Consider the following 23,377-nt stretch of genomic DNA (forward strand, 5'->3'; position numbering starts at 1 on the left):
TGGAATTCGGTTTTCATCCTGTCACGCTGACAATGCAAACGGGTGTTGCCTGCCAACGCCGAAAGCCGTCTTGAACCACAGCTGCGACAATTCACGCGGGATGCCTGCGCGCTGGGCCACGCGGTTGCAGTCATCGGCCGAATACGGCCACATCCCGACCGAGATTTGATCACGTCCCTTACCTTCCGTTCCCAGCACGATCGGGGATGATCCGATCAGGCGATAGATGCGAATCATGCGCGCATCGAAAACGCCCGCAATGTGGGTTAGACCAAACCCCTCCATCATCTCGCCGCCGCTAAGCATGATGGCCCCGGCCGTATGCGGGCTTGCCGTGCGCGACAGGCAAAAGCGCGTCACCTCCCAGATCAAGGGGCTGTTGATTGGTTTGCCGCCCGTCAGGTGTCCGAACACCTCGTTCACCATGACCGAACCAGTCGTCGGTAAAACACGCATGGACCCACCATGGCTGCCATCCGGTTCTTCCCAAATAACATAGATCGGGTTCAGATCATCGTACGGATCCCGCTCTTCCCCCTTGTCGTTGACATGAACATCCCAGCCCAGCCGGGTTTTGAATTGATCGGCGCGGTCCCGAAACATCCCCTCGGCCAGTTTTGGATATTTGTGCAATTCGTCAGCATAGACATAACGCAACATGACTCTTTTCCCCTTGTCGTCCTGTGCAAGAACGAAGGGGGTACAAAGTCGTGGTTAATTTCCGGTTTTGAGAGAGCGCGCGCCTTAAACGACTATTAACCCTCGGCTTAAGGCCGTTGCGATAGCATGAGTTGTGTTTTGCGCACCCAACTTGGCGCGTGCGCTTTCGATATAGACCCTCAGCGTATGTTCCGAGATCGACAAGGAATGAGCGACCTGTGCCCTGCTATAACCCAGGGCGAGCAAGGTCATGGCGTCCACTTCACGCGGCGACAATCCGCGTGAGGATTCGGGCTGACGGTCACTTTCAAACTCCAGCGCCTTTCGGTTGAAGTAATGCGCGATCAGGATCAGTTCACGCCCATGCGTTTCGATGAATCTCTGCCAGGTGTCATCGTCACAGGTATGATTGACGGTAAACAAAGCGAATTGGCCATTCGGTCCGCGGATCGGAATGGAATAACCTTGATTGCCAACGCCGTGCTCTAACGCGTCCTTCAAGAACGTCTTGGCAACCTTGCCCGACCAATCCAGCGTCTTCCAGTCCACCGGGTGAAACCGTTGGAAACATCCCAGAATGACCGGATCTATCCTGTGATAATTGCGCTCACGGTACCGTTCGGCCCAGACGTCGGGATAGGTGGTGTACCCGTATTGATCACCGGCCCCGTCGACCCAATGGTAAATCAGGTTTTCAATCTGCAGCCTGTCCCGCAGGCGAATGGCGACATCGCTCAGTTCGTCAAGCGAGTTGGTGTTTTCCAAGTCCTCCAGAACCTGGCTCATATCGAGTTTTGTTGCCATCTGCTGGTGCCCGAACCTCATTCTTTCTGGACGAGATTTCGGCTGCGGCGATCAGTTTGGTGTCATCCAACTGCTCGGCAAGCCCGGTCAAACCGTTTTCAACAGCAAAAGCGCTGAGGTCCGACAATACGTCCAGTATCCACTCATTTTGCGCCATCAGCGTCTCTCCGAAACGGTTAACGAAGGGTTAACACAACCATAGCATGAGGAAGTTTTTTTAGCCTATTCACTGATTTCTACTCCCCAAAAACAGCGGGGTATTTTCGTTTAAGTCTTTGAAAAGGCTGACACCACCACCCAAAAAGAAACACCCGCGAGCCGGAAAACCGATTCGCGGGTGTTTTGGATTTTGTCTGAGACGAACTTAGTCGCGCGCGGCCAGAACCTCTTCCAAGGTGCGCATTCCGGTCTGTGGAGCCTGAACCAGCACCGACATGTTGCCCGGCTTATGCTCGTTCCGCAGCATTTTCATGTGCGCCTCGGGAAGATCATTCCAGGTGAACACTTCGGACATACAGGGATCCAGGCGGCGTTCAACCATCAGCTGGTTTGCAGCTGCTGCCTGCTTGAGGTGGGCAAAATGCGAGCCCTGCAGACGCTTCTGGTGCATCCACATGTAACGCACGTCGAAGGTCAGGTTATAGCCGGTTGTACCGGCACAGATTACAACCATACCGCCTTTTTTCACGACGAATGTCGAAACCGGGAAGGTGCTTTCGCCGGGGTGCTCGAACACCATGTCGACGTTGTTGCCTTTACCGGTGATGTCCCAAATGGCTTTGCCGAACTTGCGGGCCTCTTTGAACCACTCGGCATATTCGGGTGTGTTGACCGTCGGCAGCTGACCCCAGCAGTTGAAATCTTTGCGGTTCAGAACGCCCTTGGCACCCAGACCCATCACAAAGTCACGCTTGCTTTCGTCCGAGATCACACCGATCGCGTTTGCACCTGCGGTGTTGATCAACTGGATCGCGTAAGACCCCAGGCCACCCGATGCGCCCCAAACCAGAACGTTCTGACCCGGCTTCAAATCGTGCGGTTCATGGCCGAACAGCATCCGATAAGCGGTCGCCAGTGTCAGCGTGTAGCAGGCGCTTTCTTCCCAAGTCAGGTGCTTGGGACGCGGCATCAGCTGCTGGGCTTGAACATTGGTGAACTGCGCGAACGAGCCGTCTGGAGTTTCATAGCCCCAAATCCGCTGGCTATCCGAATACATCGGGTCGCCACCATTACAATGTTCGTCGTCGCCATCATCCTGGTTGCAGTGAATGACAACCTCATCACCAACTTTCCAACGGGTGACTTTTGAACCAACTGCCCAAACGATGCCAGACGCATCCGAACCGGCAATGTGGTAAGGTGCCTTATGGCCGTCAAAAGGCGAGATCGGCTTGCCCAACGAGGCCCAAACGCCGTTGTAGTTGACGCCTGCAGCCATGACCAGAACCAGCACTTCGTGACTGTCCAGCACGGGGACGTCTACGACTTCCTGAATCATCGCGGTGTCCGGGTCGCCGTGGCGCTCCTTGCGGATCGCCCATGCATACATTTTCTTGGGCACAAAACCCATCGGAGGGATTTCACCCATCTCATAGAGGTCTTTTTCCGGTGCCTCGTACGACGCGATGCCGCTGTCGGTGTCCAGAGCCATGTTGGCCTCCTTCAGTTCTAAATCTTTGCCGCGATGCAGAATCGCGTGCATTAACCGATGGAATATTGGCCTTTAGGAAATAATGCAACCGAAATCGGTTCTGTTTTGTAACTTTATGACCCAGCGGATGCAGAAATTCCCTTCGCATCTGCAGCATTTCCCTCGTCTGGTCCCATCGGAACCGAGGCTGCATAATACTCCAGAAGATCAACCCTTTGACCGGACAGGCATATTTTCCCGTCACTGCGCCTGAGAATTCGCCGCTCAACCAACTGATCAATCGCGGCTTCAACCGATGTCTGGTTCTCTTGGTCCGTCATTCCATTGCGACGCATGAGCTCGACAATCACCTGAACGGCATCGGCCTCAGACATCTCTTTATGCTTTTGCATTAGCCAACACGCGGCGGGTACAGGGACCAGCGGGATTGCAGCGCGGAGTCGCGTCATCAGGTCACGTGCCAAATCGGTCATCAGATCGCGCTGGTGATCTGCCCGAAACGCCCGCAAGGAAACGGGCTGACCATATCGGACCGAGGCTAGGCCAAATCGTTTGTAGCGCCCGATCACGCGCCGCCAGAGTTGTTTGAGGATCCATCTGGTGATTACACCGATCCGCGCGCGAAACCGTCGTTCATTGCCTAATGCCGCACGCGTCAGAACAGTATCTTCAAGCACACGATCATAGTTCAGCGCCACGGGGACGAATACAACATCGCGGCCCTCTTCCGAGGTCCCGTCAATAATATATTTGAGCAAACCCAGCTTTGGACGACCCAGGGCACCAGTCAGACTTAGCCCACCTTCGGGGAACATGGCCTGCGTCACTCCTGCCGCGGTCGCGTGGCGCACATAACAGGACAACACCTGACGATAAAGATCATTGCCGGACTTTCGCCGAATAAAATAAGCCCCCATCGCGCGGATCAGACGGCTAAGGGGCCAGACACGGGCCCATTCGCCCACTGCATAAGAAAGGGCCGAGTGTTGCGCTGCGAGGTAGGTAACGAGCACATAGTCCATATTGCTGCGATGATTCATGACAAAAACCACCGTGGCGTCGGGGTCGATGTTTTCGACAGCGTCTTCGTCCTGATAGCTAAGCTGCACGTGATAAAACGCATTGCTCAGCAAACGAGCCAGACGGATCGCAATGCTGAAATAGGCAACGGCTGAAAACGAGGGAACGATCTCACGCGCGTATCGCTGCGCTTGCTCGAACGCCACAGCATCGGGGACACCCGTTTCGCGTGCGTGATCCTGAACGGCCTGACCAACCTGCGGGTCATAGATCAGGCGCTGAATCATATCGTGACGGTGTGCCAACTTGAACGGTTGGATCGGCCGCTTCAGGCGCGTGTTCAATCGTTTAACCGCTCGTTCAAGGCGACGCCTGAAAAACCACCGCACCGATGGGAACAGAAAGTGTGATGCCAAAGTGACCACGGCAAACACCAGGATCAGCAAAAAAAGCCAAAGCGGAAGTTCCACGGTCTGAGTCATGCGTGCACCCTGCCACCAAACGCTGCGTCCTACAATCTGAAGAACCTAGTATGCCGCGACGCAGCGAATTGACATGTCCCGAAAATTGCGCTTTAGAGGCCGGGAACGTAATTTTCTTGCCCAACCGAGACGCGAGGTCCAGCTATGACGCAGACGCAGAAAGATCGCCCCTGGCTCATCCGAACCTATGCCGGTCATTCCACCGCCAAAGCGTCGAACGCCTTGTATCGCGGGAACCTGGCAAAAGGCCAGACGGGCCTTTCGGTGGCCTTCGATCTGCCCACGCAGACCGGTTATGACAGCGATCATACACTTGCGCGCGGAGAAGTGGGCAAGGTAGGCGTACCTGTCGGCCATCTGGGCGATATGCGAGTTCTGTTCGACCAGATTCCGTTGGAACAGATGAACACTTCGATGACGATCAACGCGACAGCGCCTTGGCTGCTTGCGCTTTACATCGCTGTGGCCGAGGAACAAGGCGCAGATATCTCCAAACTGCAGGGCACGGTACAAAACGACCTGATCAAGGAATACCTGAGCCGCGGCACCTATGTCTGCCCGCCCAAACCGTCGCTCAAGATGATCGCTGACGTGGCCGAGTACTGTTATACCAACGTGCCGAAATGGAACCCGATGAACGTGTGTTCCTATCACCTGCAAGAAGCTGGTGCGACACCGGAGCAAGAGCTGTCTTATGCGCTGGCCACCGCCATCGCCGTTCTGGACGAACTGCGCCCTCGTGTCCCCGCCGAGGATTTCCCGGCACTTTGCGGACGGATTTCGTTCTTTGTGAACGCAGGTATCCGCTTTGTCACTGAAATGTGCAAAATGCGCGCTTTCGTCGATCTTTGGGACGAAATCCTGCGTGACCGCTACGGCGTAGAGAACCCGAAATTCCGCCGATTCCGGTATGGCGTTCAGGTCAACTCGCTAGGCCTGACCGAGCAGCAGCCTGAAAACAACGTCTACCGCATCCTGATCGAGATGCTGGCCGTGACTCTTTCAAAAAAAGCCCGCGCCCGCGCAGTTCAGCTGCCTGCATGGAACGAGGCACTGGGCCTGCCCCGCCCATGGGATCAGCAGTGGTCCATGCGGATGCAACAGATTCTGGCCTATGAGACCGACCTTCTGGAATATGGTGACCTGTTCGATGGCAACCCCGCCGTGGACGCAAAGGTTGAAGAATTGAAAGAGGGCGCACGCGCCGAACTGGCTAATCTGGATTCAATGGGCGGAGCAGTGGCGTCAATCGAATACATGAAGTCACGCCTCGTTGATTCAAATGCTGAACGCCTAAACCGCATTGAACGGAACGAAACTGTCGTTGTCGGTGTGAACAAGTGGATCGAAGGCGAACCCTCGCCCTTGCAGACCGAAGATGGCGGCATCATGGTCGTTGACCCTGCTGTCGAACAAGAACAAATCGCGCGCCTGAATGAATGGCGGCAAGATCGCGATGACGCAGCTGTCGCGGCGGCTCTGGCCGCGCTACGCGAAGCGGCGCGAAACGGAACCAACGTTATGGAGCCCTCAATCGCAGCCGCCAAGGCTGGCGTAACAACGGGTGAGTGGGCCGAAGAGATGCGCAAAGTTTACGGTACGTATCGCGGGCCTACCGGCGTTTCGGGCTCGGTCTCGAACAAGACAGAAGGCTTGGAAGATCTGCGGGCCGCAGTGGATGCAGTCAGCGACAAGCTAGGCCGCCGTATGAAATTCCTGGTCGGCAAACCGGGCCTGGACGGTCATTCGAACGGGGCGGAACAGATCGCATTCCGCGCACGGGATTGCGGCATGGATATCAGTTACGAAGGTATTCGACTGACGCCCGAGGAAATCGTAACCGCCGCTGCGGATGACGACGCGCATGTGATCGGTCTGTCTATTCTGTCGGGCAGCCACATTCCGCTTGTGCAGGACGTCATGAACCGGCTGCGAGAGGCCGGACTGGATCATATTCCGGTGATTGTCGGCGGCATCATCCCTGATGACGATGCCGCAAAGCTCACTGCAATGGGTGTTGCAAAGATCTATACGCCCAAGAATTTTGAGCTGAACGCAATTATGGGCGATATCGTCACCCTGGTAGATCCGCAGAACCTCGCCGCTGAGTAATACCGATCATTTTCGACAACTCTTATTCTATCCCCGGAATGAAAGGGGATAGATAATTCATTTCTTTGGAATTACGGTGTGCCATCGGGGACGCCGGTAATGACTAATTCCAGGGAGAGCATGAATGTCGGGGACAAATCTTGAAAAAATGTCGCGTAAAGAACTACTTGAATTACGCGATCAAGTCGAAAAGGCGCTAATCGACGCTGAAAAACGCGAACGAAAAGAGGCGTTAAAAGCTGCTGAAAAAGCTGCTGCTGAATTTGGATTTTCTTTGTCAGAATTGGCAAAAGGTAATCCGACTTCCGGAAAAACTACAAAAGCAAAATACAAAAACCCTGCAGATCCAAATCAAACATGGTCGGGTCGCGGCCGAAAGCCGCAATGGATTCATGACGCGTTGAAGTCCGGGGCGGATATCTCGGATCTGGAAATCTAATATCTAGTTGGAACTGATCCCAAAATGACCATTCATATTGGAGCCAAAAAAGGCGACATCGCAGAAACGGTTCTTTTGCCTGGCGATCCTTATCGCGCAAAATGGGCGGCCGAAACGTTTTTGGACGATGTGAAGCAAGTCAATGACGTTCGCGGTATGCTGGGCTTTACCGGAAGCTGGAAAGGCAACCCTGTCACCATTCAGGGCAGCGGTATGGGCATGCCGTCCTTGTCGATTTACGTCAACGAATTGATCCGGGACTACGGGGCCAAAACGCTGATCCGCATTGGCTCCTGCGGGGGAATGCAGGACAGCGTGAATGTCCGCGATGTGATCCTTGCGATGACCTCAACCACGCTTAGCTCACCGTCGCGCGGCATCATGAAAGAGCTGAACTTTGCACCCTGCGCCGATTGGGGGCTGCTTCAGGCGGCGGCTCAGGCGGCAGCGGCCAAAGGCACGCCAACCCATGTTGGTGGCATCTACTCGTCGGACGTTTTCTATGACGAACGCCCAGATCTGAACGAACAGATGGTGCGGCACGGTATTCTCGGGGTCGAGATGGAAGCTGCTGAGCTGTACATTCTGGCCGCGCGCCACAAATGCCGGGCATTGGCTGTTCTAACCGTTTCCGACCACTTGCTGACCGGCGAAGCTTTGCCCTCAGCTGATCGCGAAAGCAGTTTTGGCGATATGGTTGAAATCGCACTACAGGCGGCATTTCCGGCGGCGTAAATGCAAACATGCAGGGTGGGAAACCGCCCTGCTTATGCCGCTATTGCCCCTTCAGGCATTGAGTTGGAGCGTCGCCTCCCTGCTGCTGCGCGCCACAAAATGCACACACCCAAACGCCTTCTTTGCGGTGCTGCCGCCAGCGGCAGTCCCGGCTCAAGGATGAGGTGCGCGAGCGCCACAGGAAATAGGCAAATACTCCGCCTGCCAGAATAAGAAGCAATATGGGCATGCCAATGCATGGCCCATTTTTCCCACTGGTGGCAAGCCCACAGTTGTCGGTTCAGGCTGCGTTAGCGTATTCGAACAAATCTGGGATGCGGTCATTTACGGGTTTCACAGGTTCTGGAGTGTAATATGACCACGCTTGCTCCAACGTTTTTAGAGCCTCTGATTTTGTGTTCTGTTTTTCTTCCATCGGAGAGATCCTGTTCTAATTCAGTCACTCCTCCCTGATTGCAAAATAGACAGACGCGCCGACAGATTCACCGCATCTTTTTGCAGTTTCGGTATGCCCTTAACGCAACTAAGGCTGGCATTTGCATCTGCCAGCCCTAGGCTTGATGCTTGTTACGCCGCCATGCAGGCATTCGCTTTGGCGGCCTGAGCCTCGTTTACGCCATCACCTGGAACAAATACTTCAGCCTGCTTGCCACCCTGCAGTTCGTATTGCGTCGTAAACGAACCACTAATCCCCGCCTGCCCGGCGCATTCCACTTGCTTGAATACAATATCCGCCCGATTGCTGCTCGATCCACCACAGGCCGAAAGAGCCGTGATCGCGGCGACAGACAAAACCTTAGTAAGTGTTTGAGTCATTGATGTTCTCCGAAGTTCAATGCCCGCAGAACACGAAAAAACCCGGGAAGTTACCATCCCGGGTTTAATAATTTCTTTCCGCTGTGTTCAAACTGCGCGGTCAACCATCATCTTTTTGATTTCGGCAATCGCCTTGGCCGGGTTCAGACCCTTCGGACAGGTCTTGGCGCAATTCATGATCGTGTGGCAGCGATACAGCTTGAACGGGTCTTCCAACTCATCCAGACGTTCACCAGTGGCTTCGTCACGGCTGTCGATGATCCAGCGATACGCATGCAAAAGCGCAGCGGGCCCAAGGTAGCGATCCCCGTTCCACCAATAGCTGGGGCACGAGGTCGAGCAGCTGGCGCACATCACGCATTCATACAACCCATCCAGTTTCTTGCGATCTTCGATGGATTGCTTCCACTCTTTCGCAGGACGGTTGGTCTTGGTTTCCAGCCACGGCATGATGCTTGCATGCTGCGCGTAGAAATGCGTTAGGTCAGGGATCAGGTCCTTGACGACCGGCATATGCGGCAGCGGATAAATCTTAACGTCACCCTTGATTTCATCCATGCCGTAGATACAGGCCAGCGTGTTGATCCCGTCGATATTCATCGCGCAGGACCCGCAGATACCTTCGCGGCAGGATCGGCGGAAGGTCAGGGTCGGGTCGATTTCGTTCTTGATCTTGATCAGCGCGTCCAGAACCATCGGGCCGCAGCTGTCCATATCAACAAAATAGGTGTCTACACGTGGATTTTGACCGTCATCAGGGTTCCAGCGATAGATCTGAAACTTACGAACATTGGCCGCGCCTTCAGGCTTCGGCCAAGTTTTACCTGTGGTAATCCGAGAGTTCTTTGGCAGGGTGAGTTGTACCATTTCCGACCTCGCTAAAATCCTGCGTATAGATATACTCGGCAGGCCGGAAAGCCAACCTTTTAACCTTGAAAACACCCAAGAAAATTGGGCAAGCTCACCACAAAATTCCCGCGGCGCACAAGGATTGTGCCGCAGAAGAAACGAGTTGAGTTCAGGACAGCGAATGCCGATTAACGTCGTCAACATACCCTACGGCAACAAGAACCCTTACCAGAACATGCTGTATTCGGCCTGCAAGCCGGAATTCTGCTTGATTGCTTCCAAAAGCGCTCCTTTGTCCGCGTTTGCAAAGGCTGATTTTCAACCCGATCAAAGCATCATTCATATTCATTGGGACGACCGGTTGTTCCCCAAGCCGGAAACGGAAGAGCAGGCTTCTGATTTTCGTTCCACCTGTGACGGCATGAGACATTACCAGGCCAATGGCGGGCGCGTGATCTGGACCATTCACAATCAGTTCGCGCATTCCGAAGGTGGCAAGACAGATTATTTCCGCAATAACCGCCAGGAATTAGCGGAAATTGTCGACCTGATTCACGTTCACACGCCCCATGCCCGGCAACATATGATTGATGAATATGGCACTGACCCGGATAAACTGCGCCTCATTCCGCATCCGAGCTATCTTGGTGTTTACGAACCGTCAGAGCAAACGTTGAAACGCCCCCTTCCACTGCGCGAGCGCACCCATTTCTTAAGCTTTGGAACAATGCGGGGCAGCCGTGAATTGGAACGGTTGGAAGATGCCGCAAAAAAAATGACCAATCGTGGTCACGACTTCCAGGTATCAGTCGTCGGGCGGGTGTATCCGTCCGGCCGCCGCCTGATGCGCCGCATGCGGTCAAACCGCAATACCACGGTTATGCCTGAACGAGTTCCCGATTCCGAAATAGCCCAAGTGTTCTCAAATGCGCATGCATACATGCTGCCGTCGACGACCACTTTTACCTCGGGAACGGCGATGCTGGCGCAGACCTTTGGCTTGCCGATTATCGGCCCGGACATTGATGCGCACAAGCATACTACGCCAGAGGCCTGTCATGATCTGCTCTATCCCGCGCAGAACCCAAGAGGCTTGATCCGCATGATGATGCGCGTGCTCAGCATGTCCGATGAGGAACTCGCCGAAAAACGTCAGGCCTGTCTCGACTTTGCGGTTGAACGCAGCCCGTACCGAATATCCGGCGACCTGAAACGCGCGTTGACTGAACTGACTTAGATGCGGTCACCCGTTACACGATACCCGTCGTACGCGCGGCAAAAACCGCGATTTCATTCAAAACTGCTTGGGGCGTCCTTCTGGCAAAAGTCTTGAAGATTGTTTTGTGCTCACCTTCGGTGGGCACACGCCGGACAAATCCCCATTCCTGCCGGTCGATTGCCCAGCTTTCGATTCCATTTTCGTACAGCCAACGAGCATAGCAGACATCCACGAATTTCTGACTGTCTTTCATGAATTCATACGGAGCGACGTTCTTGCCCATCGCAACCATGCCACATGTTGCAAGTTGATCAACGCGCTGCATCCGGCGCAGTGGTTGGCCGCCCTTGACCACATCTCGTTGCCGATGGCTGGTCGGAGCCTTGTCAGTTTAGGTCGACGCGTGTGTTCCGAAAACCACTTTCTCCGGCCCCTTTTCCTCGAGCCGCTTAACCATGTGCTTTACGAAAATATCGCTAAAGATCAGATCATCATCGACGAAGAAAACGATGTCGTCCGGGTCGGGTGTCGTGAAGAACTTACCGACATCCTTCTGATCCTCTTCCTGTACTAAGGTGTGTATCTTGGGGTTGTCTTTAAACTTCGTCGGAACTTCACCCCATTCGTTCAGGCACAGGTACAGCGCGTCCACCTGATCGATGATCGACTGCACGGCAAGGGGTAGCATTTTTTCCCGTAAAGGGTAGGAGGCCATATGTGCTCTAACCGCCACCACTCAACCTTTCGAAAACTTTATACGAAGCGAAACTGTATCTGCTGGAATTGCCCTGGCCGTCCCGATTGAACGGGTTTGTCTCACCGCAATACATCTTCCAATTTGGGAACCGGTCTGCGACCCAGTTCGAATACTCGCGATGGCGCACAAAAGCGTTGTTTGGGTCAAAGACGAAATCGGACGAATAAATCACCACAAACCGTTTTGCCAAAGAAAACAGCCGGTTCATATAGGCCTCAAAAACTTCGTCTTCGACCAGATGATAAATGACGCCCAGGGACAGTGTAGCGTCGTGCGGCTCGACCTCCGCATCTGCCGGAAGAAACGTCCAGCCTGAACGCTCGCTGAATTGGGCATTACACTTGCGCACGCAGTCTTCCGGGAAATCCAGACCTGTGAATTGAGGGTTACCAAAAAGGCTTGCCTGATTGCCATCGCCACTGCCCAATTCGACAACCGATTGTACGTCTTCAACTTCGACAAGGGTGTTGATGAAAATGGCCTTGTAAACCGCCAACCGGCCAAAAGACCCAGCGCCAGAGTTTTTGCCCTGCGCATATCCGTTGGTCCATTACTCGTTTGAGGAAAAATTACTCATTCTTGCACATCGACACTGGCAAGGCCGCAAAAACGGGTTCCACGGTCTTTGAGTGTGTATGGTCCTTTTTTCTCAACGATTCTAATCACCGCGTCGCCTCTCGGTCTCTGTCGCGTCTTTAGGTTTACGACATCAGAACGTCCGCGCTTTGGGGGCGATTTTCTTCAGGCTGATGCCGCCTTCGTCTTCGGTTGTCAGCGGATCGGCAATGACCGGACGATAGCTGAGATCAACCTTGTTGCCATCAACACGCGAAACCGTATGAACGCGCCAGTTTTCGTCATCACGCTCAATAAAGTCCTCATGCGCGTGCGCGCCGCGAGATTCCTTACGCGCCTCAGCGCCGACGATGGTCGCCAACGCACTTGGCATCAGGTTGGTCAACTCCAGCGTTTCCATCAGATCACTGTTCCAGACCAGCGAGCGGTCGCTGACTTTCAGGTCGTCCATCTTGGCGGCAATCTCCGTCATCTTGTCGACGCCCTCAGCCATGGTTTTGGCTGTCCGGAAGACCGCTGCGTCTTCCTGCATGGTCTTCTGCATCTCAAGACGCAGATCGGCGGTCGCGATTGCACCGCTGGCATTTCGTACCGCGTCAAAGCGGTCGAACGCCTTATCGACGGACGCCTGGTTCAGCACCGGGTTCGGTGCCTCGGCATCCACAACCTTGCCCGCTTTGATTGCAGCAGCGCGGCCAAACACCACGAGGTCGATCAGTGAGTTCGAACCCAGACGGTTCGCCCCGTGGACCGAAGCACAGCCTGCTTCACCGACAGCCATCAGGCCGGGGACAACGCCCGTCGGGTTGTCAGCGGTCGGGTTCAGAACCTCACCCCAATAGTTGGTCGGAATGCCGCCCATGTTGTAGTGCACGGTCGGCAGAACCGGGATCGGTTCCTTGGTGACGTCTACGCCCGCAAAAACCCGCGCCGATTCCGAAATCCCCGGCAGGCGCTCTGCCAGCGCCTCGGCCGGCAGGTGGCTGAGGTTCAGGTGAATGTGGTCGCCACCGTCACCATGGCCGCGGCCTTCGCGGATCTCCATTGTCATCGAACGCGAGACATAATCGCGGGGTGCGAGGTCCTTGTACTGGGGCGCATAGCGCTCCATGAACCGTTCGCCTTCGGCGTTGGTCAGGTAACCGCCTTCACCGCGCGCGCCTTCGGTGATCAGACAGCCAGAGCCGTAAATGCCGGTCGGGTGGAACTGAACAAACTCCATATCCTGCAGGGCCAGACCTGCGCGGGCCACCATGCCGCCTCCGTCACCGGTGCAGGTGTGGGCCGATGTTGCGCTGAAATAGGCCCGGCCGTAACCGCCGGTTGCCAGCACCACCATTTTGGCGTTGAAGACGTGCATCGTTCCGTCGTCCAGCTTCCAGCAGACAACGCCCTGACACTGCCCGTCTTCGGACATGATTAGGTCGATGGCGAAGTATTCGATATAAAATTCAGCGTTGTTCTTCAGCGACTGACCATACAGCGTGTGCAGGATTGCGTGACCGGTCCGGTCAGCAGCCGCACAGGTCCGCTGCACGGCGGGGCCTTCACCAAATTCGGTCGTGTGACCGCCGAAGGGACGCTGATAGATCTTGCCTTCCTCAGTCCGGCTGAACGGCACGCCATAGTGTTCCAGCTCGTACACAGCCTTAGGCGCTTCACGCGCAAGGTATTCCATCGCGTCGGTGTCACCCAGCCAGTCTGAGCCTTTGACGGTGTCGTACATGTGCCACTGCCAGTGGTCCGGGCCCATGTTGGACAGAGATGCGGCGATACCGCCCTGTGCGGCAACCGTGTGTGAGCGTGTCGGGAACACCTTGGTGACACATGCCGTGCGCAGACCTTGTTCTGCCATGCCCAGTGTGGCGCGCAGACCAGCGCCGCCAGCGCCGACAACAACCACGTCATATTCGTGTGTTTCGTATTCGTATGCAGCTGTCATTTGATTACTTCCTTACCGCGCGTTTCACAGAGCCAGCTTGATCAGGGCAAACAGCCCGGCAGCTATCAATGTGTAGCCAAACGCCGCGACGGCCATGAGACTCAGTTTTTCTGCAACACCGTGGACATAGTCTTCGATCGCAACTTGGGTCTCACGCACCAGATGCAGGATGACGACAACCATCGTCAGGCCAGTCACAATCGCCGGGAATGGGCGGCTGTAATAGGCCAGAACCTCTTCGTAGGATCTGCCCAAGCCGTTTGCGAAGACGAAAACAAAAAGAGGCACCAAAAGGACCAGAGCGGTTGAGCTGACCATCATCTGCCAGTGATGATGTGTGCCCGCGCCGCCAGCACCGGCACCCTGCGCGCGTTTGCGGTCAGTGAGGTAATTCATGGCCAATCTCCTTAAACCGCAATTGCCGTGATGAAGGCGAAGATGGTGGCCAACACCATCATGCCGATCCCCATCTTTTCGGAGATACCGACATCCACGCAATAGCCCAGATCCCAGATCACGTGACGCAGACGACCCAGCATGTGATAGAAGATCGCCCAAGTCGCAGCGAACATCACCAGATCACCCAGCCAGCTTCTCATCAGCCCATCGATGAAGTTGAATGCCGTTTCGGACGTTGCCGCCGCCAGAAACCACCAGACGACAAAGAATGCGATCGCTAGCGACGCAATACCCGTGATGCGCACAAGGATCGATGTCATCGAAGTCAGTTGGGGGCGGTAGATCGTGAGGTGAGGTGAAAGAGGGCGGTTGCCCCGATTTACATCGGCCATGTTGGCTCCTTTACGGTTGGCTTCCGAAGGTTTTACTGTTTTTTGCGGTTCTGTCACGTGCTGCAGATGCAAAAAAGTTCACAATTGACGCAAAATGACGGATATTTGCATTATGTGATCACACAAAATAAACTCGTGATCACAAAATGTTTTCCATCCATCACGATGTTAGCGCCTGCAGATTCGATTCTGTTGTGCGGCTATTTCAAATCAGCGGTTTGCTGGGTCACCTCGCGCAGCAGTTTCTTACGAATCCGCTCGGGATAATCAGCAAACCCTGAGGCTGAGACGACAAACGCCCCCTCGCCCACGATCACATTTTCAAAGAAATATGCGGTCAGATCCGGTTCGCTTTCTTCGATTGCAATCGCGTTCACCGTCACACCGCGTGTCCGCAGAATTCTGTGGACGTCCGATGGTTCCACCCCCTCGTTCGACACCCCATCGCCGGAGATATCGATCAGGTGGCGTTTGCAATCCGACACCGTATCGAAATAGGACATGGTCGATTCCAGCGCCTCGCCAATTGCGGTGGAAAAGTTGCGCCAGACCCTTGGATCGTTGGCCACTTTTACAGCAAACTGATCAATTGCCTCGAAACTGTCGATATGTGTCCACGGGACGGTGACCATCTGACGAGAGGACCCTGTCCACTGCACCAGCATCACGCGGGCTTTCCCGCGCACCAATGCCTCGGACACGATCGGGTCACGCAAACCGGCTGCTAGGCCATCCATTTGTATTCGATACTCAGTCGAATCGACCGAACCCGAGACGTCTACAGCGAGTGCCAATGCCAAATCGCAAGCATATGCAGGTGGCGTCAGACAGACGCAGGCAGCTATTGTGCGAAGCAAGGTCATGACCACAGCCTAACACGATTGGCGCTGGCTGCGATCAAATGAATGTCACCACGAGTATCAGATCGGCATCAGGGCCCAGTAATCCAGATCAAGCAGGACATTCGGCAGATAGCGACCGTCTTCGTTTTTCAACTCAAACGGCGCGCCGCCCTTGGTTGCGACCAACCGCAGACGCACGGCGCCGACGCCCGGAATGGCAGTTTCCGCCTTATCCAGAACTTCGGACCAGACCTTGATCGTGTCGCCCGCAAAACAGGGGTTCGCATGCGCGCCACCGTTCAGGCCAACGATCATCTGTGCATTAGCCAGCCCGTTGAACGACAGGGTCCGCGCCATGGAAATCACGTGACCGCCATAGATCAGCCGTCCTTCGGGACGGAAAGTCAGATCGAAATGCACCTTGGCGGTGTTCTGCCACAGGCGGGTCGCCAGCATATGTTCGGCCTCTTCGACCGTGACGCCATCGACGTGATCGATCTTCTCGCCAAGCTCATAGTCGCCCCAGCGATGCGCCTCACCAGCCTGAGCGAAATCGTACTGAGAAAAATCAAGGCCCTTGGGCGCGATCAGATCCTTCACGTCCAGCGCCTTTTTCAGTTCAGGCACCACAGTCTCGGGCGCGGGCGCATCCAGATCCGATTTCCGAACCATGACCCAACGCACGTATTCGATGACGACTTCATCGCGTTGGTTCAGGCCACGCGTGCGAACCCAGACAACGCCGGTCTTGCCGTTCGAGTTCTGTTTGAGGCCGATCACCTCGGATTCTGAGCGCAAGGTATCGCCGGGATAGACCGGCTTAAGCCAGCGCCCTTCGGCATACCCCAGATTGGCGACCGCATTCAGCGAAATATCCGGGACAGTTTTGCCAAACACGACATGAAACGCCGCCAGGTCATCAATGGGGCTTTGCGGCAGACCACAATTCCGGGCGAACTCGTCCGAGGAATACAGCGCATGCCGCGCCGGATAGAGCGCGTGGTACAGCGCCCGCTCGCCATCGGTCACCGTGCGCGGCACGGCATGGTGCAACACCTGACCAATGGAATAGTCCTCGAAAAAGCGGCCCGGATTGGTTTTTGCCATTATTGCTGTCCCAGTTTCATGTCAGGTGAATAGTCGGCCTCGACTTCTTTGGTCACGGCTTGTGCGCAACGCATCACGCTGTTCGTGGCGTCATAGGCATAAGTTGGGTCGCCATACAGATCCCAGCCTTTCGCCAAAGCATCTGACACTTTGTGGCAGAAGGCCGAGGTGTCTTCTTCGGTCAACAAACGGTATAGTTTTGCCATGATGTCAAATCCTTACGAGGGGAACGGCGACGGGCCGACCAGCCCGTGAACGTAACCGATGACACCCAGCAACACGATCGAGGCCACAAAGAACATCGCATCTTTGCCATAGGTTCCGGGTTCACCGGGGGTCCAATCCGGCTCGGACTTGTTGATCACAATCACTTCGACTACAGCCCAGGCTAACAACCCGCCGAACAGAATGATCGAGGCCAGATCCCCATTCACCAGCAAATGCGCGAAAGCCCACAGTTTAAACCCGCCCAGCATCGGATGGCGGAGCTTGTTCAGAATACGGCCCTTGGTTCCGGCCGGGCTCAACATAAAGATCGCGATCAACACCAGAAGGTTGTTGATGTGAATCATGAAGGCAGGCGGGGCCCAGACATAGATGAAATCGGTCATGCGATAGCCGAAGATCATCAGCAGGATCGATACCACCAAGGCCAGCGCGACCGCGCCCTTGCCGGCGTCGCCCATCGCAGCGCGACGCTCTGGCATCACACGCTTGAACAGATGCGCGGCCCACCAAAGTGCCACACCGAGAATGAGAAGAACAAAGCCCATGCTGGCTTACCCCGCTTGCAAAGCTGTAATTGCCTCCGCTTTTGCCAGAATTTCGCGGGCAGTTACAACGTGCAGATTTTCGACAATCTTCCCATCGACCACGGCAACGCCCTGTCCTTGCGCCTCAACCTCTTCGAAAGCGGCAATCTGGCGACGGGCCAGATCGATCTCGGTCTCCGACGGGGCATAGGCCGCGTTGGTGACATCGACCTGTGCGGGGTGGATCAGGGTTTTGCCGTCAAAACCCATGTCGCGGCCTTGCGCACATTCGGCGGCCAGACCTTCGGCATCCTTAAATGCGTTGTAGACACCATCGACAACGATCAGCCCCTCGGCCTTGGCGGCCAACAGACACAGGCCCAGAGAAGTCATCAAGGGCAGACGATCCGGGCGGAAGCGGGTTTGCAACTCCTTCGCCAGATCATTTGTACCCATGACAAACCCCGCCATAAGCGGATGGGCGGCAATCTCGGTCGCGTTGAGCATCCCGCGCGGGGTTTCCATCATCGCCCAGATTGGCAGGTCACCGGTAATCGCGGCCAGCGCGTCCACGTCCGCGGCTGAATTCACCTTGGGCAGCAGGACCACATCGGCATCCATCTCGCGCACGGCCTCAGCGTCAGCACGGCCCCATTCGGTATCCAGACCGTTGATGCGCACGATCTTGACCCGTTCCCCATAGCCGCCCGCGGCCAGAGCCGCCTTAAGCGTTTCGCGTGCATTGCACTTCTCATCGGCAGAAACCGCGTCTTCAAGATCAAAAATGATCGCGTCCACAGGCAAAGTGCGTGCCTTGTCCAGCGCCCGGTCTTTCGAACCGGGGATATAAAGAACAGAGCGATAGGGGCGCTGGCGCGGGTCCATTGGCTTCTCCCGAAGAAATAAAGTTGCGCGGAATGGGGCATTTTTTGTCGGAAAGTTCAAGCGCAAAATCGCCGCATCGCAGCATTCGCGACGCAACGTGCGTTCCTTTAACCGGATTTCGGTCCAACGGCGGCACCCTGACCGGCAAAGGAAATCGAAAAGGGTCAAAGATGCACAAGACACTGCTGAAGATGACGATGGGCCTCGGAATCATGGTTCTGGCTGCGCAACAGGCCCACGCCCGCAACTGCGCACCACGTGACGAGGTGATAAAACGGCTGACCGAAACTTACGGCGAAACGCGCCAGGGGATCGGCATCGCGCGTCAAGGCGCAGTGATGGAGCTCTATGCGTCGGACCAAAGCGGCAACTGGACGATCACCGTGACACTGCCGGATGGAATGACCTGCCTTGTTGCCTCGGGTCAGGCTTATGAAATGATCGCCGATGCCCTGCCGCCCAACGTCTGATCAGGTCAAAGCGTCCCAGATCAGTTTACTGCCCGTGAGCGTCAGCAGCACATAGGCGATGCCAAAGAACAGGCGCTCGGACAGCATGAAATGCGCCCGGACGCCCAGCCAGGCACCAAGAATCGCAAATGGTGTCAAAAGCAGATCGGCCCACGCGGTGTGCCAAGTGAAAAGGCCAAGATAGGCGTAAGGCACAAATTTCGTGATGTTGATGACCCAGAAGGCCAATACAGTGCTGGCCTGAAACTCGGTCTTCGACAGGCGTTGCGACAGCAGGTAAACGGCGGCTGGCGGGCCGCCCGCATGGCTGACAAAGCTGGTGAAGCCAGCAACCAGCCCAGCGAACAGTCCGGCGGGGGCAGGCAGTCTGTTTGTGAAGCCGCGCACCCAGCCTTTGGATTGACTGACGTGCCAAACGACAAAACCAATGGAAATCCCCCCGATCAGTAGGCGCAGCAGATCATCATCGGTGGCGCGATAAAGCCATGCGCCCAACGCCACGCCAGGCACGGCCCCAAGGATCAACAGGCGCGAATCCGGCCAGCTCCAGCGTTTCCAATAGGGCCCAAGAGTTGCAACATCGATCACCATCAAAATCGGCAGCATCAGGGCCAGTGCCTGCCCCGGCTCCAATATCAACGCCAGAATCGATGAGGACGCAAAGGCCACGCCCGAGCCAAAGCCACCCTTCGAAATACCCGCAAAGATCACAGCCGGGATCGCTACAACAAAAAACATCAGGTTCAATTCGAACATGCAGCGCCCCGGTTTCGGCCTGTATCCTTGGCCGTTTAGCGCAATCAGCACAGGCAGTGCAAACGGTATGCGGTTGCATGCCGCGCCGCTGAACACTTGCGCGAAAGCCATTTAGCGACTAGCACAGCCGCGATTTCAATTCCGACCGGAGATTTTCCAAATGGCCAGACCCAAGATTGCGCTTATCGGCGCTGGGAACATCGGCGGCACGCTTGCGCACCTCGCAGCTGTCAAAGAACTGGGTGACGTAGTCCTGTTCGACATCGCAGACGGGCTGCCGCAAGGCAAAGCGCTCGACATCGCTGAATCCGGCCCTTCGGAAGGGTTCGACGCAGCCATGTCCGGCACCAGCGACTATGCGGACATCGCAGGCGCAGACGTCTGCATCGTCACCGCTGGCGTCGCCCGCAAACCCGGCATGAGCCGCGATGACTTGTTGGGCATTAACCTGAAAGTCATGAAGTCGGTTGGCGAAGGCATTGCAGCCCACGCGCCCGACGCGTTCGTGATCTGCATCACCAACCCGCTGGACGCGATGGTCTGGGCTCTGCGCGAATTCTCGGGCCTGCCGCACAACAAAGTCTGCGGCATGGCTGGCGTTCTGGACTCGGCCCGTTTCGCGCACTTCCTGTCGGAAGAGTTCAACGTCTCGATGCGCGACGTCACCGCGTTTGTTCTGGGCGGCCACGGCGACACAATGGTGCCGTCGGTGCGTTATTCGACCGTTGCCGGTATCCCCCTGCCCGATCTGGTCGAGATGGGCTGGACCACGCAGGATAAGTTGGACGCCATCGTTCAGCGTACCCGTGATGGCGGTGCCGAAATCGTTGGCCTGCTGAAAACTGGCTCGGCTTACTACGCGCCTGCCACTTCGGCGATCGAAATGGCCGAAGCCTATCTGAAAGACCAAAAGCGCGTACTGCCTTGCGCCGCATACTGCAGCGGCGAGCTGGGAGTTGACGGTCTCTATGTCGGCGTTCCGACCGTGATCGGCGCCGGTGGCGTCGAACGGATCGTCGACATCAAGCTGAACGAAGACGAACAAGCCGGGTTCGACAATTCGGTCAATGCCGTCAAAGGCCTGATCGAAGCTTGCAAGGGCATCGACAGCTCGCTGGCCTGATCCCTCTTCAGCTGTAATTCAGAACCCGGTTTACCATTGGTGAGCCGGGTTTTTCTTTGGACGATTGCGGCGCCATTGAATCGACATTTCCCCGGCACAGCTGCCATGTAATCGTTTGAATCCGCCATCTCGGCGGACCGGCTAGGTTTAGCGCTAGCTGAATTCTCTCTTTATTCTAAAGGCCGTCAACGACGACGAATCAAACGGGCAACCTTCATTGCATTTTGTGATCACACCCAAAAAAACCGTGATCACAAATAATGAAAATCTTCGTGAAAAACTGCTTCCCCGTCAAAAAACCCTTTAAACTTGCCCCCTAGACACCCCTATAACGGTGTAACGCAGTCAGACAGGACAGTTTCGATGAACATTCACGAATATCAGGCCAAAGCGCTTCTTCGCAGCTATGGCGCTCCGGTCTCCGAAGGTCGCGCGGTTCTGCGCGCTGAGGAAGCCAAAACTGCAGCCGGTGAGCTGGATGGCCCGCTCTGGGTTGTCAAAGCACAGATCCACGCGGGTGGCCGTGGCAAGGGCTCCTTCAAAGAGGCTGACGCCGGTGAAAAAGGCGGTGTTCGTCTGACCAAGTCTGTGGAAGAAGCATCCGAGGAAGCCAAGAAGATGCTGGGCCGTACGCTGGTCACGCATCAAACCGGCCCTGCGGGCAAGCAAGTCAACCGCATCTACATCGAAGCCGGTTCCGGCATCGAGCGTGAACTGTACCTTGCCCTGCTGGTGGATCGCCAGACAAGCCGCATCTCATTCGTGTGTTCGACCGAAGGTGGCATGGACATCGAAGAGGTTGCCGCGGCAACGCCCGAGAAAATCCTGTCCTTCTCGGTCGATCCGGCAACAGGCTATCAGCCCTATCATGGCCGCCGCATCGCCTTCTCGCTGGGCCTGGAGGGCGCGCAGGTCAAACAGTGCGTCAAACTGATGAGCCAGCTGTACACCGCCTTCGTCGAGAAGGACATGGAGATGCTGGAAATCAACCCACTGATCGTGTCCGACAAGGGCGACCTCAAAGTGCTGGACGCCAAAGTCGGCTTTGACGGTAACGCGGTCTACCGCCATCCGGATATTGCCGAGCTGCGCGACACGACCGAGGAAGACCCCAAGGAACTTGAAGCCTCTAAGTACGACCTGAACTACATCGCGCTGGATGGTGAGATCGGCTGTATGGTGAATGGTGCCGGTCTGGCGATGGCGACAATGGACATTATTAAGTTGTATGGCGCCGAGCCTGCCAACTTCCTCGACGTTGGTGGTGGTGCCACCAAAGAGAAAGTGACCGAAGCGTTCAAGATCATCACCTCGGACCCGCAGGTCAAAGGCATTCTGGTCAACATCTTCGGCGGCATCATGCGCTGTGACGTCATCGCCGAGGGCGTTGTCGCCGCGGTGAAAGAAGTCGGCCTCAAAGTTCCGCTGGTTGTGCGTCTTGAAGGCACGAATGTCGAGAAGGGCAAAGAGATCATCAACACCTCTGGCCTGGACGTGATCGCGGCGGACAACCTGAAAGACGGTGCCGAGAAGATCGTGAAGGCCGTTAAAGGCTAATCCCAATTCCGTGGGGTGGGATTTGCCCACCTTTCCGACGAATTCAGGCAGGCTCAGGCCCGCTTAAAACAGGAGAATGCCAAATGGCAGTCCTCATCGACGAAAATACCAAAGTGATCTGTCAGGGCTTTACCGGCTCGCAGGGCACATTCCACAGCGAACAGGCCATCGCGTATGGTACCAAGATGGTCGGCGGCGTGACCCCCGGCAAAGGCGGGATGACCCATCTTGACCTGCCCGTATTCAACTCGGTCCACGAGGCCAAGCATGTGACCGAAGCCAACGCCAGCGTGATCTATGTGCCGCCGCCCTTTGCGGCAGACTCGATCCTCGAAGCGATTGATGCCGAGATGGAAGTGATCGTCTGCATCACCGAAGGCATCCCGGTTCTGGACATGATGAAGGTGAAGCGCGCTCTAGAGGGCAGCAAGTCACGCCTGATCGGCCCGAACTGCCCCGGTGTGATCACGCCCGACGCCTGCAAGATCGGCATCATGCCCGGCCACATTCACAAACGCGGAAGCGTGGGTGTCGTTTCCCGCTCGGGTACGCTTACTTATGAAGCTGTGAAACAGACAACAGACGTAGGCCTGGGCCAGTCCACCTGTGTGGGTATCGGCGGCGACCCGATCAAGGGGACTGAGCATATCGACGTGCTGGAATGGTTCCTGGCCGATGACGAAACCCACTCAATCATCATGATCGGTGAGATCGGTGGCTCGGCCGAAGAAGAAGCCGCGCAGTTCCTGGCAGATGAGGCCAAGAAGGGCCGCTCGAAACCCACCGCTGGTTTTATTGCGGGTCGCACGGCTCCTCCGGGCCGCCGCATGGGCCACGCAGGCGCGATCGTCGCCGGTGGCAAAGGCGGTGCCGAAGACAAGATCGAAGCCATGCGCTCGGCCGGTATCGTCGTGGCCGAAAGCCCCGCCCAGCTGGGTGAGGCTGTGCTGGAAGCGATTGGGTAACCCCGCACATACCATGTGTAGGCCGGGCTTCTGCCCGGCTTGCATTCACGAGCAACTGAGACAGTCA

The 23,377-nt window shown here is 56.0% G+C and carries 27 protein-coding genes and 1 pseudogene; 8 read left to right on the plus strand and 20 right to left on the minus strand.

Going from position 1 to position 23,377, the window contains the following annotated elements:
- Positions 1-21: 21 nt before the first annotated feature.
- From QMP16_RS11260 to QMP16_RS11280, 5 genes are all read right to left on the minus strand, one after another.
- Positions 22-660, minus strand: coding sequence for an acyl-homoserine-lactone synthase (locus tag QMP16_RS11260; protein WP_282152460.1), 639 nt, complete (start codon positions 658-660; stop codon positions 22-24).
- 84 nt (positions 661-744) lie between these two features.
- Positions 745-1,464 (minus strand): helix-turn-helix transcriptional regulator, encoded by a 720-nt coding sequence (locus QMP16_RS11265; RefSeq protein ID WP_282152461.1) that lies wholly within the window; start codon positions 1,462-1,464, stop codon positions 745-747.
- Positions 1,403-1,621, minus strand: a complete 219-nt coding sequence (locus tag QMP16_RS11270; RefSeq protein WP_282152462.1) for a hypothetical protein — start codon at positions 1,619-1,621, stop codon at positions 1,403-1,405. Before QMP16_RS11270 ends, QMP16_RS11265 begins: the two co-directional genes overlap by 62 nt.
- 207 nt (positions 1,622-1,828) lie before the next feature.
- Positions 1,829-3,115 (minus strand): crotonyl-CoA carboxylase/reductase, encoded by a 1,287-nt coding sequence (gene ccrA / locus QMP16_RS11275; protein ID WP_058273680.1) that lies wholly within the window; start codon positions 3,113-3,115, stop codon positions 1,829-1,831.
- 113 nt (positions 3,116-3,228) lie between these two features.
- Positions 3,229-4,617, minus strand: coding sequence for a 1-acyl-sn-glycerol-3-phosphate acyltransferase (locus QMP16_RS11280; protein WP_282152463.1), 1,389 nt, complete (start codon positions 4,615-4,617; stop codon positions 3,229-3,231).
- A gap of 141 nt (positions 4,618-4,758) precedes the next feature.
- Between QMP16_RS11280 and QMP16_RS11285 the strand changes: the two are divergent.
- The 3 genes and pseudogenes from QMP16_RS11285 to deoD form a co-directional block, all read left to right on the plus strand.
- A pseudogene (locus tag QMP16_RS11285) lies at positions 4,759-6,729 on the plus strand (protein meaA); the annotation flags it as partial.
- A gap of 124 nt (positions 6,730-6,853) precedes the next feature.
- Positions 6,854-7,168 carry an H-NS histone family protein gene (locus QMP16_RS11290; protein ID WP_282152464.1) on the plus strand — a complete coding sequence of 105 codons (315 nt, stop codon included), beginning with the start codon at positions 6,854-6,856 and terminating at the stop codon, positions 7,166-7,168.
- A 24-nt stretch (positions 7,169-7,192) separates the two neighbouring features.
- A complete protein-coding gene (gene deoD / locus QMP16_RS11295; protein WP_282152465.1) occupies positions 7,193-7,903 on the plus strand; it encodes a purine-nucleoside phosphorylase in 711 nt (236 codons plus the stop codon).
- Between the two features lie 40 nt (positions 7,904-7,943).
- Here deoD and QMP16_RS11300 read toward each other — a convergent pair whose 3' ends face one another.
- The 3 genes from QMP16_RS11300 to QMP16_RS11310 form a co-directional block, all read right to left on the minus strand.
- Positions 7,944-8,132 (minus strand): hypothetical protein, encoded by a 189-nt coding sequence (locus QMP16_RS11300; protein WP_082637183.1) that lies wholly within the window; start codon positions 8,130-8,132, stop codon positions 7,944-7,946.
- 338 nt (positions 8,133-8,470) lie between these two features.
- The gene (locus tag QMP16_RS11305) at positions 8,471-8,719 is read right to left on the minus strand and encodes a hypothetical protein (RefSeq protein WP_282152466.1); all 249 of its coding nucleotides are present in this window, start codon (positions 8,717-8,719) and stop codon (positions 8,471-8,473) included.
- A gap of 87 nt (positions 8,720-8,806) precedes the next feature.
- Positions 8,807-9,586 (minus strand): succinate dehydrogenase iron-sulfur subunit, encoded by a 780-nt coding sequence (locus QMP16_RS11310; RefSeq protein ID WP_058273522.1) that lies wholly within the window; start codon positions 9,584-9,586, stop codon positions 8,807-8,809.
- A 163-nt stretch (positions 9,587-9,749) separates the two neighbouring features.
- Here QMP16_RS11310 and QMP16_RS11315 point away from each other — a divergent pair, with 163 nt between their 5' ends.
- On the plus strand, positions 9,750-10,805 hold the full coding sequence (locus QMP16_RS11315; RefSeq protein WP_282152467.1) for a glycosyltransferase family 4 protein: 1,056 nt from the start codon (positions 9,750-9,752) through the stop codon (positions 10,803-10,805).
- A 13-nt stretch (positions 10,806-10,818) separates the two neighbouring features.
- Here the strand turns inward: QMP16_RS11315 and QMP16_RS11320 are convergent, their stop codons facing one another.
- The 11 genes from QMP16_RS11320 to QMP16_RS11370 all read right to left on the minus strand — a co-directional run bounded on the left by QMP16_RS11320 (position 10,819) and on the right by QMP16_RS11370 (position 18,439).
- Positions 10,819-11,112 (minus strand): hypothetical protein, encoded by a 294-nt coding sequence (locus QMP16_RS11320; RefSeq protein ID WP_282152468.1) that lies wholly within the window; start codon positions 11,110-11,112, stop codon positions 10,819-10,821.
- A 66-nt stretch (positions 11,113-11,178) separates the two neighbouring features.
- Positions 11,179-11,475, minus strand: coding sequence for a hypothetical protein (locus QMP16_RS11325; RefSeq protein WP_282152469.1), 297 nt, complete (start codon positions 11,473-11,475; stop codon positions 11,179-11,181).
- Positions 11,476-11,509: 34 nt separating this feature from the next.
- Complete coding sequence (locus QMP16_RS11330) at positions 11,510-12,040, minus strand: class I SAM-dependent methyltransferase (RefSeq protein ID WP_282152470.1); 531 nt, start codon at positions 12,038-12,040, stop codon at positions 11,510-11,512.
- Positions 12,041-12,253: 213 nt separating this feature from the next.
- Positions 12,254-14,062, minus strand: a complete 1,809-nt coding sequence (gene sdhA / locus QMP16_RS11335; RefSeq protein WP_282152471.1) for a succinate dehydrogenase flavoprotein subunit — start codon at positions 14,060-14,062, stop codon at positions 12,254-12,256.
- 24 nt (positions 14,063-14,086) lie between these two features.
- A complete protein-coding gene (gene sdhD, locus QMP16_RS11340) occupies positions 14,087-14,458 on the minus strand; it encodes a succinate dehydrogenase, hydrophobic membrane anchor protein (protein ID WP_282152472.1) in 372 nt (123 codons plus the stop codon).
- Positions 14,459-14,469: 11 nt separating this feature from the next.
- Positions 14,470-14,853, minus strand: a complete 384-nt coding sequence (gene sdhC, locus QMP16_RS11345; RefSeq protein ID WP_282152473.1) for a succinate dehydrogenase, cytochrome b556 subunit — start codon at positions 14,851-14,853, stop codon at positions 14,470-14,472.
- A gap of 200 nt (positions 14,854-15,053) precedes the next feature.
- Positions 15,054-15,716, minus strand: coding sequence for a DUF1194 domain-containing protein (locus QMP16_RS11350; protein ID WP_109312898.1), 663 nt, complete (start codon positions 15,714-15,716; stop codon positions 15,054-15,056).
- 57 nt (positions 15,717-15,773) lie between these two features.
- Positions 15,774-16,802: a MaoC family dehydratase gene (locus QMP16_RS11355; protein WP_282152474.1), complete on the minus strand. Its 1,029-nt coding sequence runs from the start codon at positions 16,800-16,802 to the stop codon at positions 15,774-15,776.
- Positions 16,802-17,008: a DUF1737 domain-containing protein gene (locus QMP16_RS11360; RefSeq protein ID WP_282152475.1), complete on the minus strand. Its 207-nt coding sequence runs from the start codon at positions 17,006-17,008 to the stop codon at positions 16,802-16,804. The genes QMP16_RS11355 and QMP16_RS11360 overlap by 1 nt, the downstream gene beginning before the upstream one ends.
- 12 nt (positions 17,009-17,020) lie before the next feature.
- Positions 17,021-17,575 (minus strand): NnrU family protein, encoded by a 555-nt coding sequence (locus QMP16_RS11365; protein WP_282152476.1) that lies wholly within the window; start codon positions 17,573-17,575, stop codon positions 17,021-17,023.
- 6 nt (positions 17,576-17,581) lie between these two features.
- Positions 17,582-18,439 (minus strand): HpcH/HpaI aldolase/citrate lyase family protein, encoded by an 858-nt coding sequence (locus QMP16_RS11370; protein ID WP_109312902.1) that lies wholly within the window; start codon positions 18,437-18,439, stop codon positions 17,582-17,584.
- A gap of 170 nt (positions 18,440-18,609) precedes the next feature.
- On the opposite strand from QMP16_RS11370, the gene QMP16_RS11375 reads away from it, so the two are divergent.
- Positions 18,610-18,909 carry a hypothetical protein gene (locus QMP16_RS11375; protein WP_058278907.1) on the plus strand — a complete coding sequence of 100 codons (300 nt, stop codon included), beginning with the start codon at positions 18,610-18,612 and terminating at the stop codon, positions 18,907-18,909.
- On the opposite strand, the gene QMP16_RS11380 is transcribed toward QMP16_RS11375, so the two are convergent.
- On the minus strand, positions 18,910-19,665 hold the full coding sequence (locus QMP16_RS11380; protein WP_058273684.1) for a sulfite exporter TauE/SafE family protein: 756 nt from the start codon (positions 19,663-19,665) through the stop codon (positions 18,910-18,912).
- Positions 19,666-19,825: 160 nt separating this feature from the next.
- Between QMP16_RS11380 and mdh the strand changes: the two genes are divergently transcribed.
- The 3 genes from mdh to sucD all read left to right on the plus strand — a co-directional run bounded on the left by mdh (position 19,826) and on the right by sucD (position 23,310).
- On the plus strand, positions 19,826-20,788 hold the full coding sequence (gene mdh, locus QMP16_RS11385) for a malate dehydrogenase (protein WP_058273532.1): 963 nt from the start codon (positions 19,826-19,828) through the stop codon (positions 20,786-20,788).
- Between the two features lie 363 nt (positions 20,789-21,151).
- Positions 21,152-22,345, plus strand: a complete 1,194-nt coding sequence (sucC, locus tag QMP16_RS11390; RefSeq protein WP_282152477.1) for an ADP-forming succinate--CoA ligase subunit beta — start codon at positions 21,152-21,154, stop codon at positions 22,343-22,345.
- Between the two features lie 83 nt (positions 22,346-22,428).
- Positions 22,429-23,310 (plus strand): succinate--CoA ligase subunit alpha, encoded by an 882-nt coding sequence (gene sucD / locus QMP16_RS11395; RefSeq protein WP_058273535.1) that lies wholly within the window; start codon positions 22,429-22,431, stop codon positions 23,308-23,310.
- Positions 23,311-23,377 lie beyond the last annotated feature (67 nt).

The organism is Ruegeria atlantica (genome assembly GCF_947495585.1).
Classification (GTDB): domain Bacteria; phylum Pseudomonadota; class Alphaproteobacteria; order Rhodobacterales; family Rhodobacteraceae; genus Ruegeria; species Ruegeria atlantica_G.

Bases quoted from the DNA above. Each gene is read 5' to 3' on its own strand.
- sdhA (WP_282152471.1), bottom strand. From the start codon at position 14,062: ATGACAGCTGCATACGAATACGAAACACACGAATATGACGTGGTTGTT.
- ccrA (WP_058273680.1), bottom strand. From the start codon at position 3,115: ATGGCTCTGGACACCGACAGCGGCATCGCGTCGTACGAGGCACCGGAA.
- sdhD (WP_282152472.1), bottom strand. From the start codon at position 14,458: ATGAATTACCTCACTGACCGCAAACGCGCGCAGGGTGCCGGTGCTGGC.
- QMP16_RS11350 (WP_109312898.1), bottom strand. From the start codon at position 15,716: ATGACCTTGCTTCGCACAATAGCTGCCTGCGTCTGTCTGACGCCACCT.
- sdhC (WP_282152473.1), bottom strand. From the start codon at position 14,853: ATGGCCGATGTAAATCGGGGCAACCGCCCTCTTTCACCTCACCTCACG.
- QMP16_RS11320 (WP_282152468.1), bottom strand. From the start codon at position 11,112: ATGCAGCGCGTTGATCAACTTGCAACATGTGGCATGGTTGCGATGGGC.
- sucD (WP_058273535.1), top strand. From the start codon at position 22,429: ATGGCAGTCCTCATCGACGAAAATACCAAAGTGATCTGTCAGGGCTTT.
- QMP16_RS11300 (WP_082637183.1), bottom strand. From the start codon at position 8,132: ATGCCCATATTGCTTCTTATTCTGGCAGGCGGAGTATTTGCCTATTTC.
- QMP16_RS11265 (WP_282152461.1), bottom strand. From the start codon at position 1,464: ATGGCAACAAAACTCGATATGAGCCAGGTTCTGGAGGACTTGGAAAAC.
- QMP16_RS11270 (WP_282152462.1), bottom strand. From the start codon at position 1,621: ATGGCGCAAAATGAGTGGATACTGGACGTATTGTCGGACCTCAGCGCT.
- QMP16_RS11375 (WP_058278907.1), top strand. From the start codon at position 18,610: ATGCACAAGACACTGCTGAAGATGACGATGGGCCTCGGAATCATGGTT.
- QMP16_RS11280 (WP_282152463.1), bottom strand. From the start codon at position 4,617: ATGACTCAGACCGTGGAACTTCCGCTTTGGCTTTTTTTGCTGATCCTG.
- QMP16_RS11355 (WP_282152474.1), bottom strand. From the start codon at position 16,802: ATGGCAAAAACCAATCCGGGCCGCTTTTTCGAGGACTATTCCATTGGT.
- mdh (WP_058273532.1), top strand. From the start codon at position 19,826: ATGGCCAGACCCAAGATTGCGCTTATCGGCGCTGGGAACATCGGCGGC.
- QMP16_RS11380 (WP_058273684.1), bottom strand. From the start codon at position 19,665: ATGTTCGAATTGAACCTGATGTTTTTTGTTGTAGCGATCCCGGCTGTG.
- QMP16_RS11305 (WP_282152466.1), bottom strand. From the start codon at position 8,719: ATGACTCAAACACTTACTAAGGTTTTGTCTGTCGCCGCGATCACGGCT.
- QMP16_RS11310 (WP_058273522.1), bottom strand. From the start codon at position 9,586: ATGGTACAACTCACCCTGCCAAAGAACTCTCGGATTACCACAGGTAAA.
- QMP16_RS11365 (WP_282152476.1), bottom strand. From the start codon at position 17,575: ATGGGCTTTGTTCTTCTCATTCTCGGTGTGGCACTTTGGTGGGCCGCG.
- QMP16_RS11290 (WP_282152464.1), top strand. From the start codon at position 6,854: ATGTCGGGGACAAATCTTGAAAAAATGTCGCGTAAAGAACTACTTGAA.
- deoD (WP_282152465.1), top strand. From the start codon at position 7,193: ATGACCATTCATATTGGAGCCAAAAAAGGCGACATCGCAGAAACGGTT.
- QMP16_RS11315 (WP_282152467.1), top strand. From the start codon at position 9,750: ATGCCGATTAACGTCGTCAACATACCCTACGGCAACAAGAACCCTTAC.
- QMP16_RS11360 (WP_282152475.1), bottom strand. From the start codon at position 17,008: ATGGCAAAACTATACCGTTTGTTGACCGAAGAAGACACCTCGGCCTTC.
- QMP16_RS11260 (WP_282152460.1), bottom strand. From the start codon at position 660: ATGTTGCGTTATGTCTATGCTGACGAATTGCACAAATATCCAAAACTG.
- sucC (WP_282152477.1), top strand. From the start codon at position 21,152: ATGAACATTCACGAATATCAGGCCAAAGCGCTTCTTCGCAGCTATGGC.
- QMP16_RS11370 (WP_109312902.1), bottom strand. From the start codon at position 18,439: ATGGACCCGCGCCAGCGCCCCTATCGCTCTGTTCTTTATATCCCCGGT.
- QMP16_RS11325 (WP_282152469.1), bottom strand. From the start codon at position 11,475: ATGCTACCCCTTGCCGTGCAGTCGATCATCGATCAGGTGGACGCGCTG.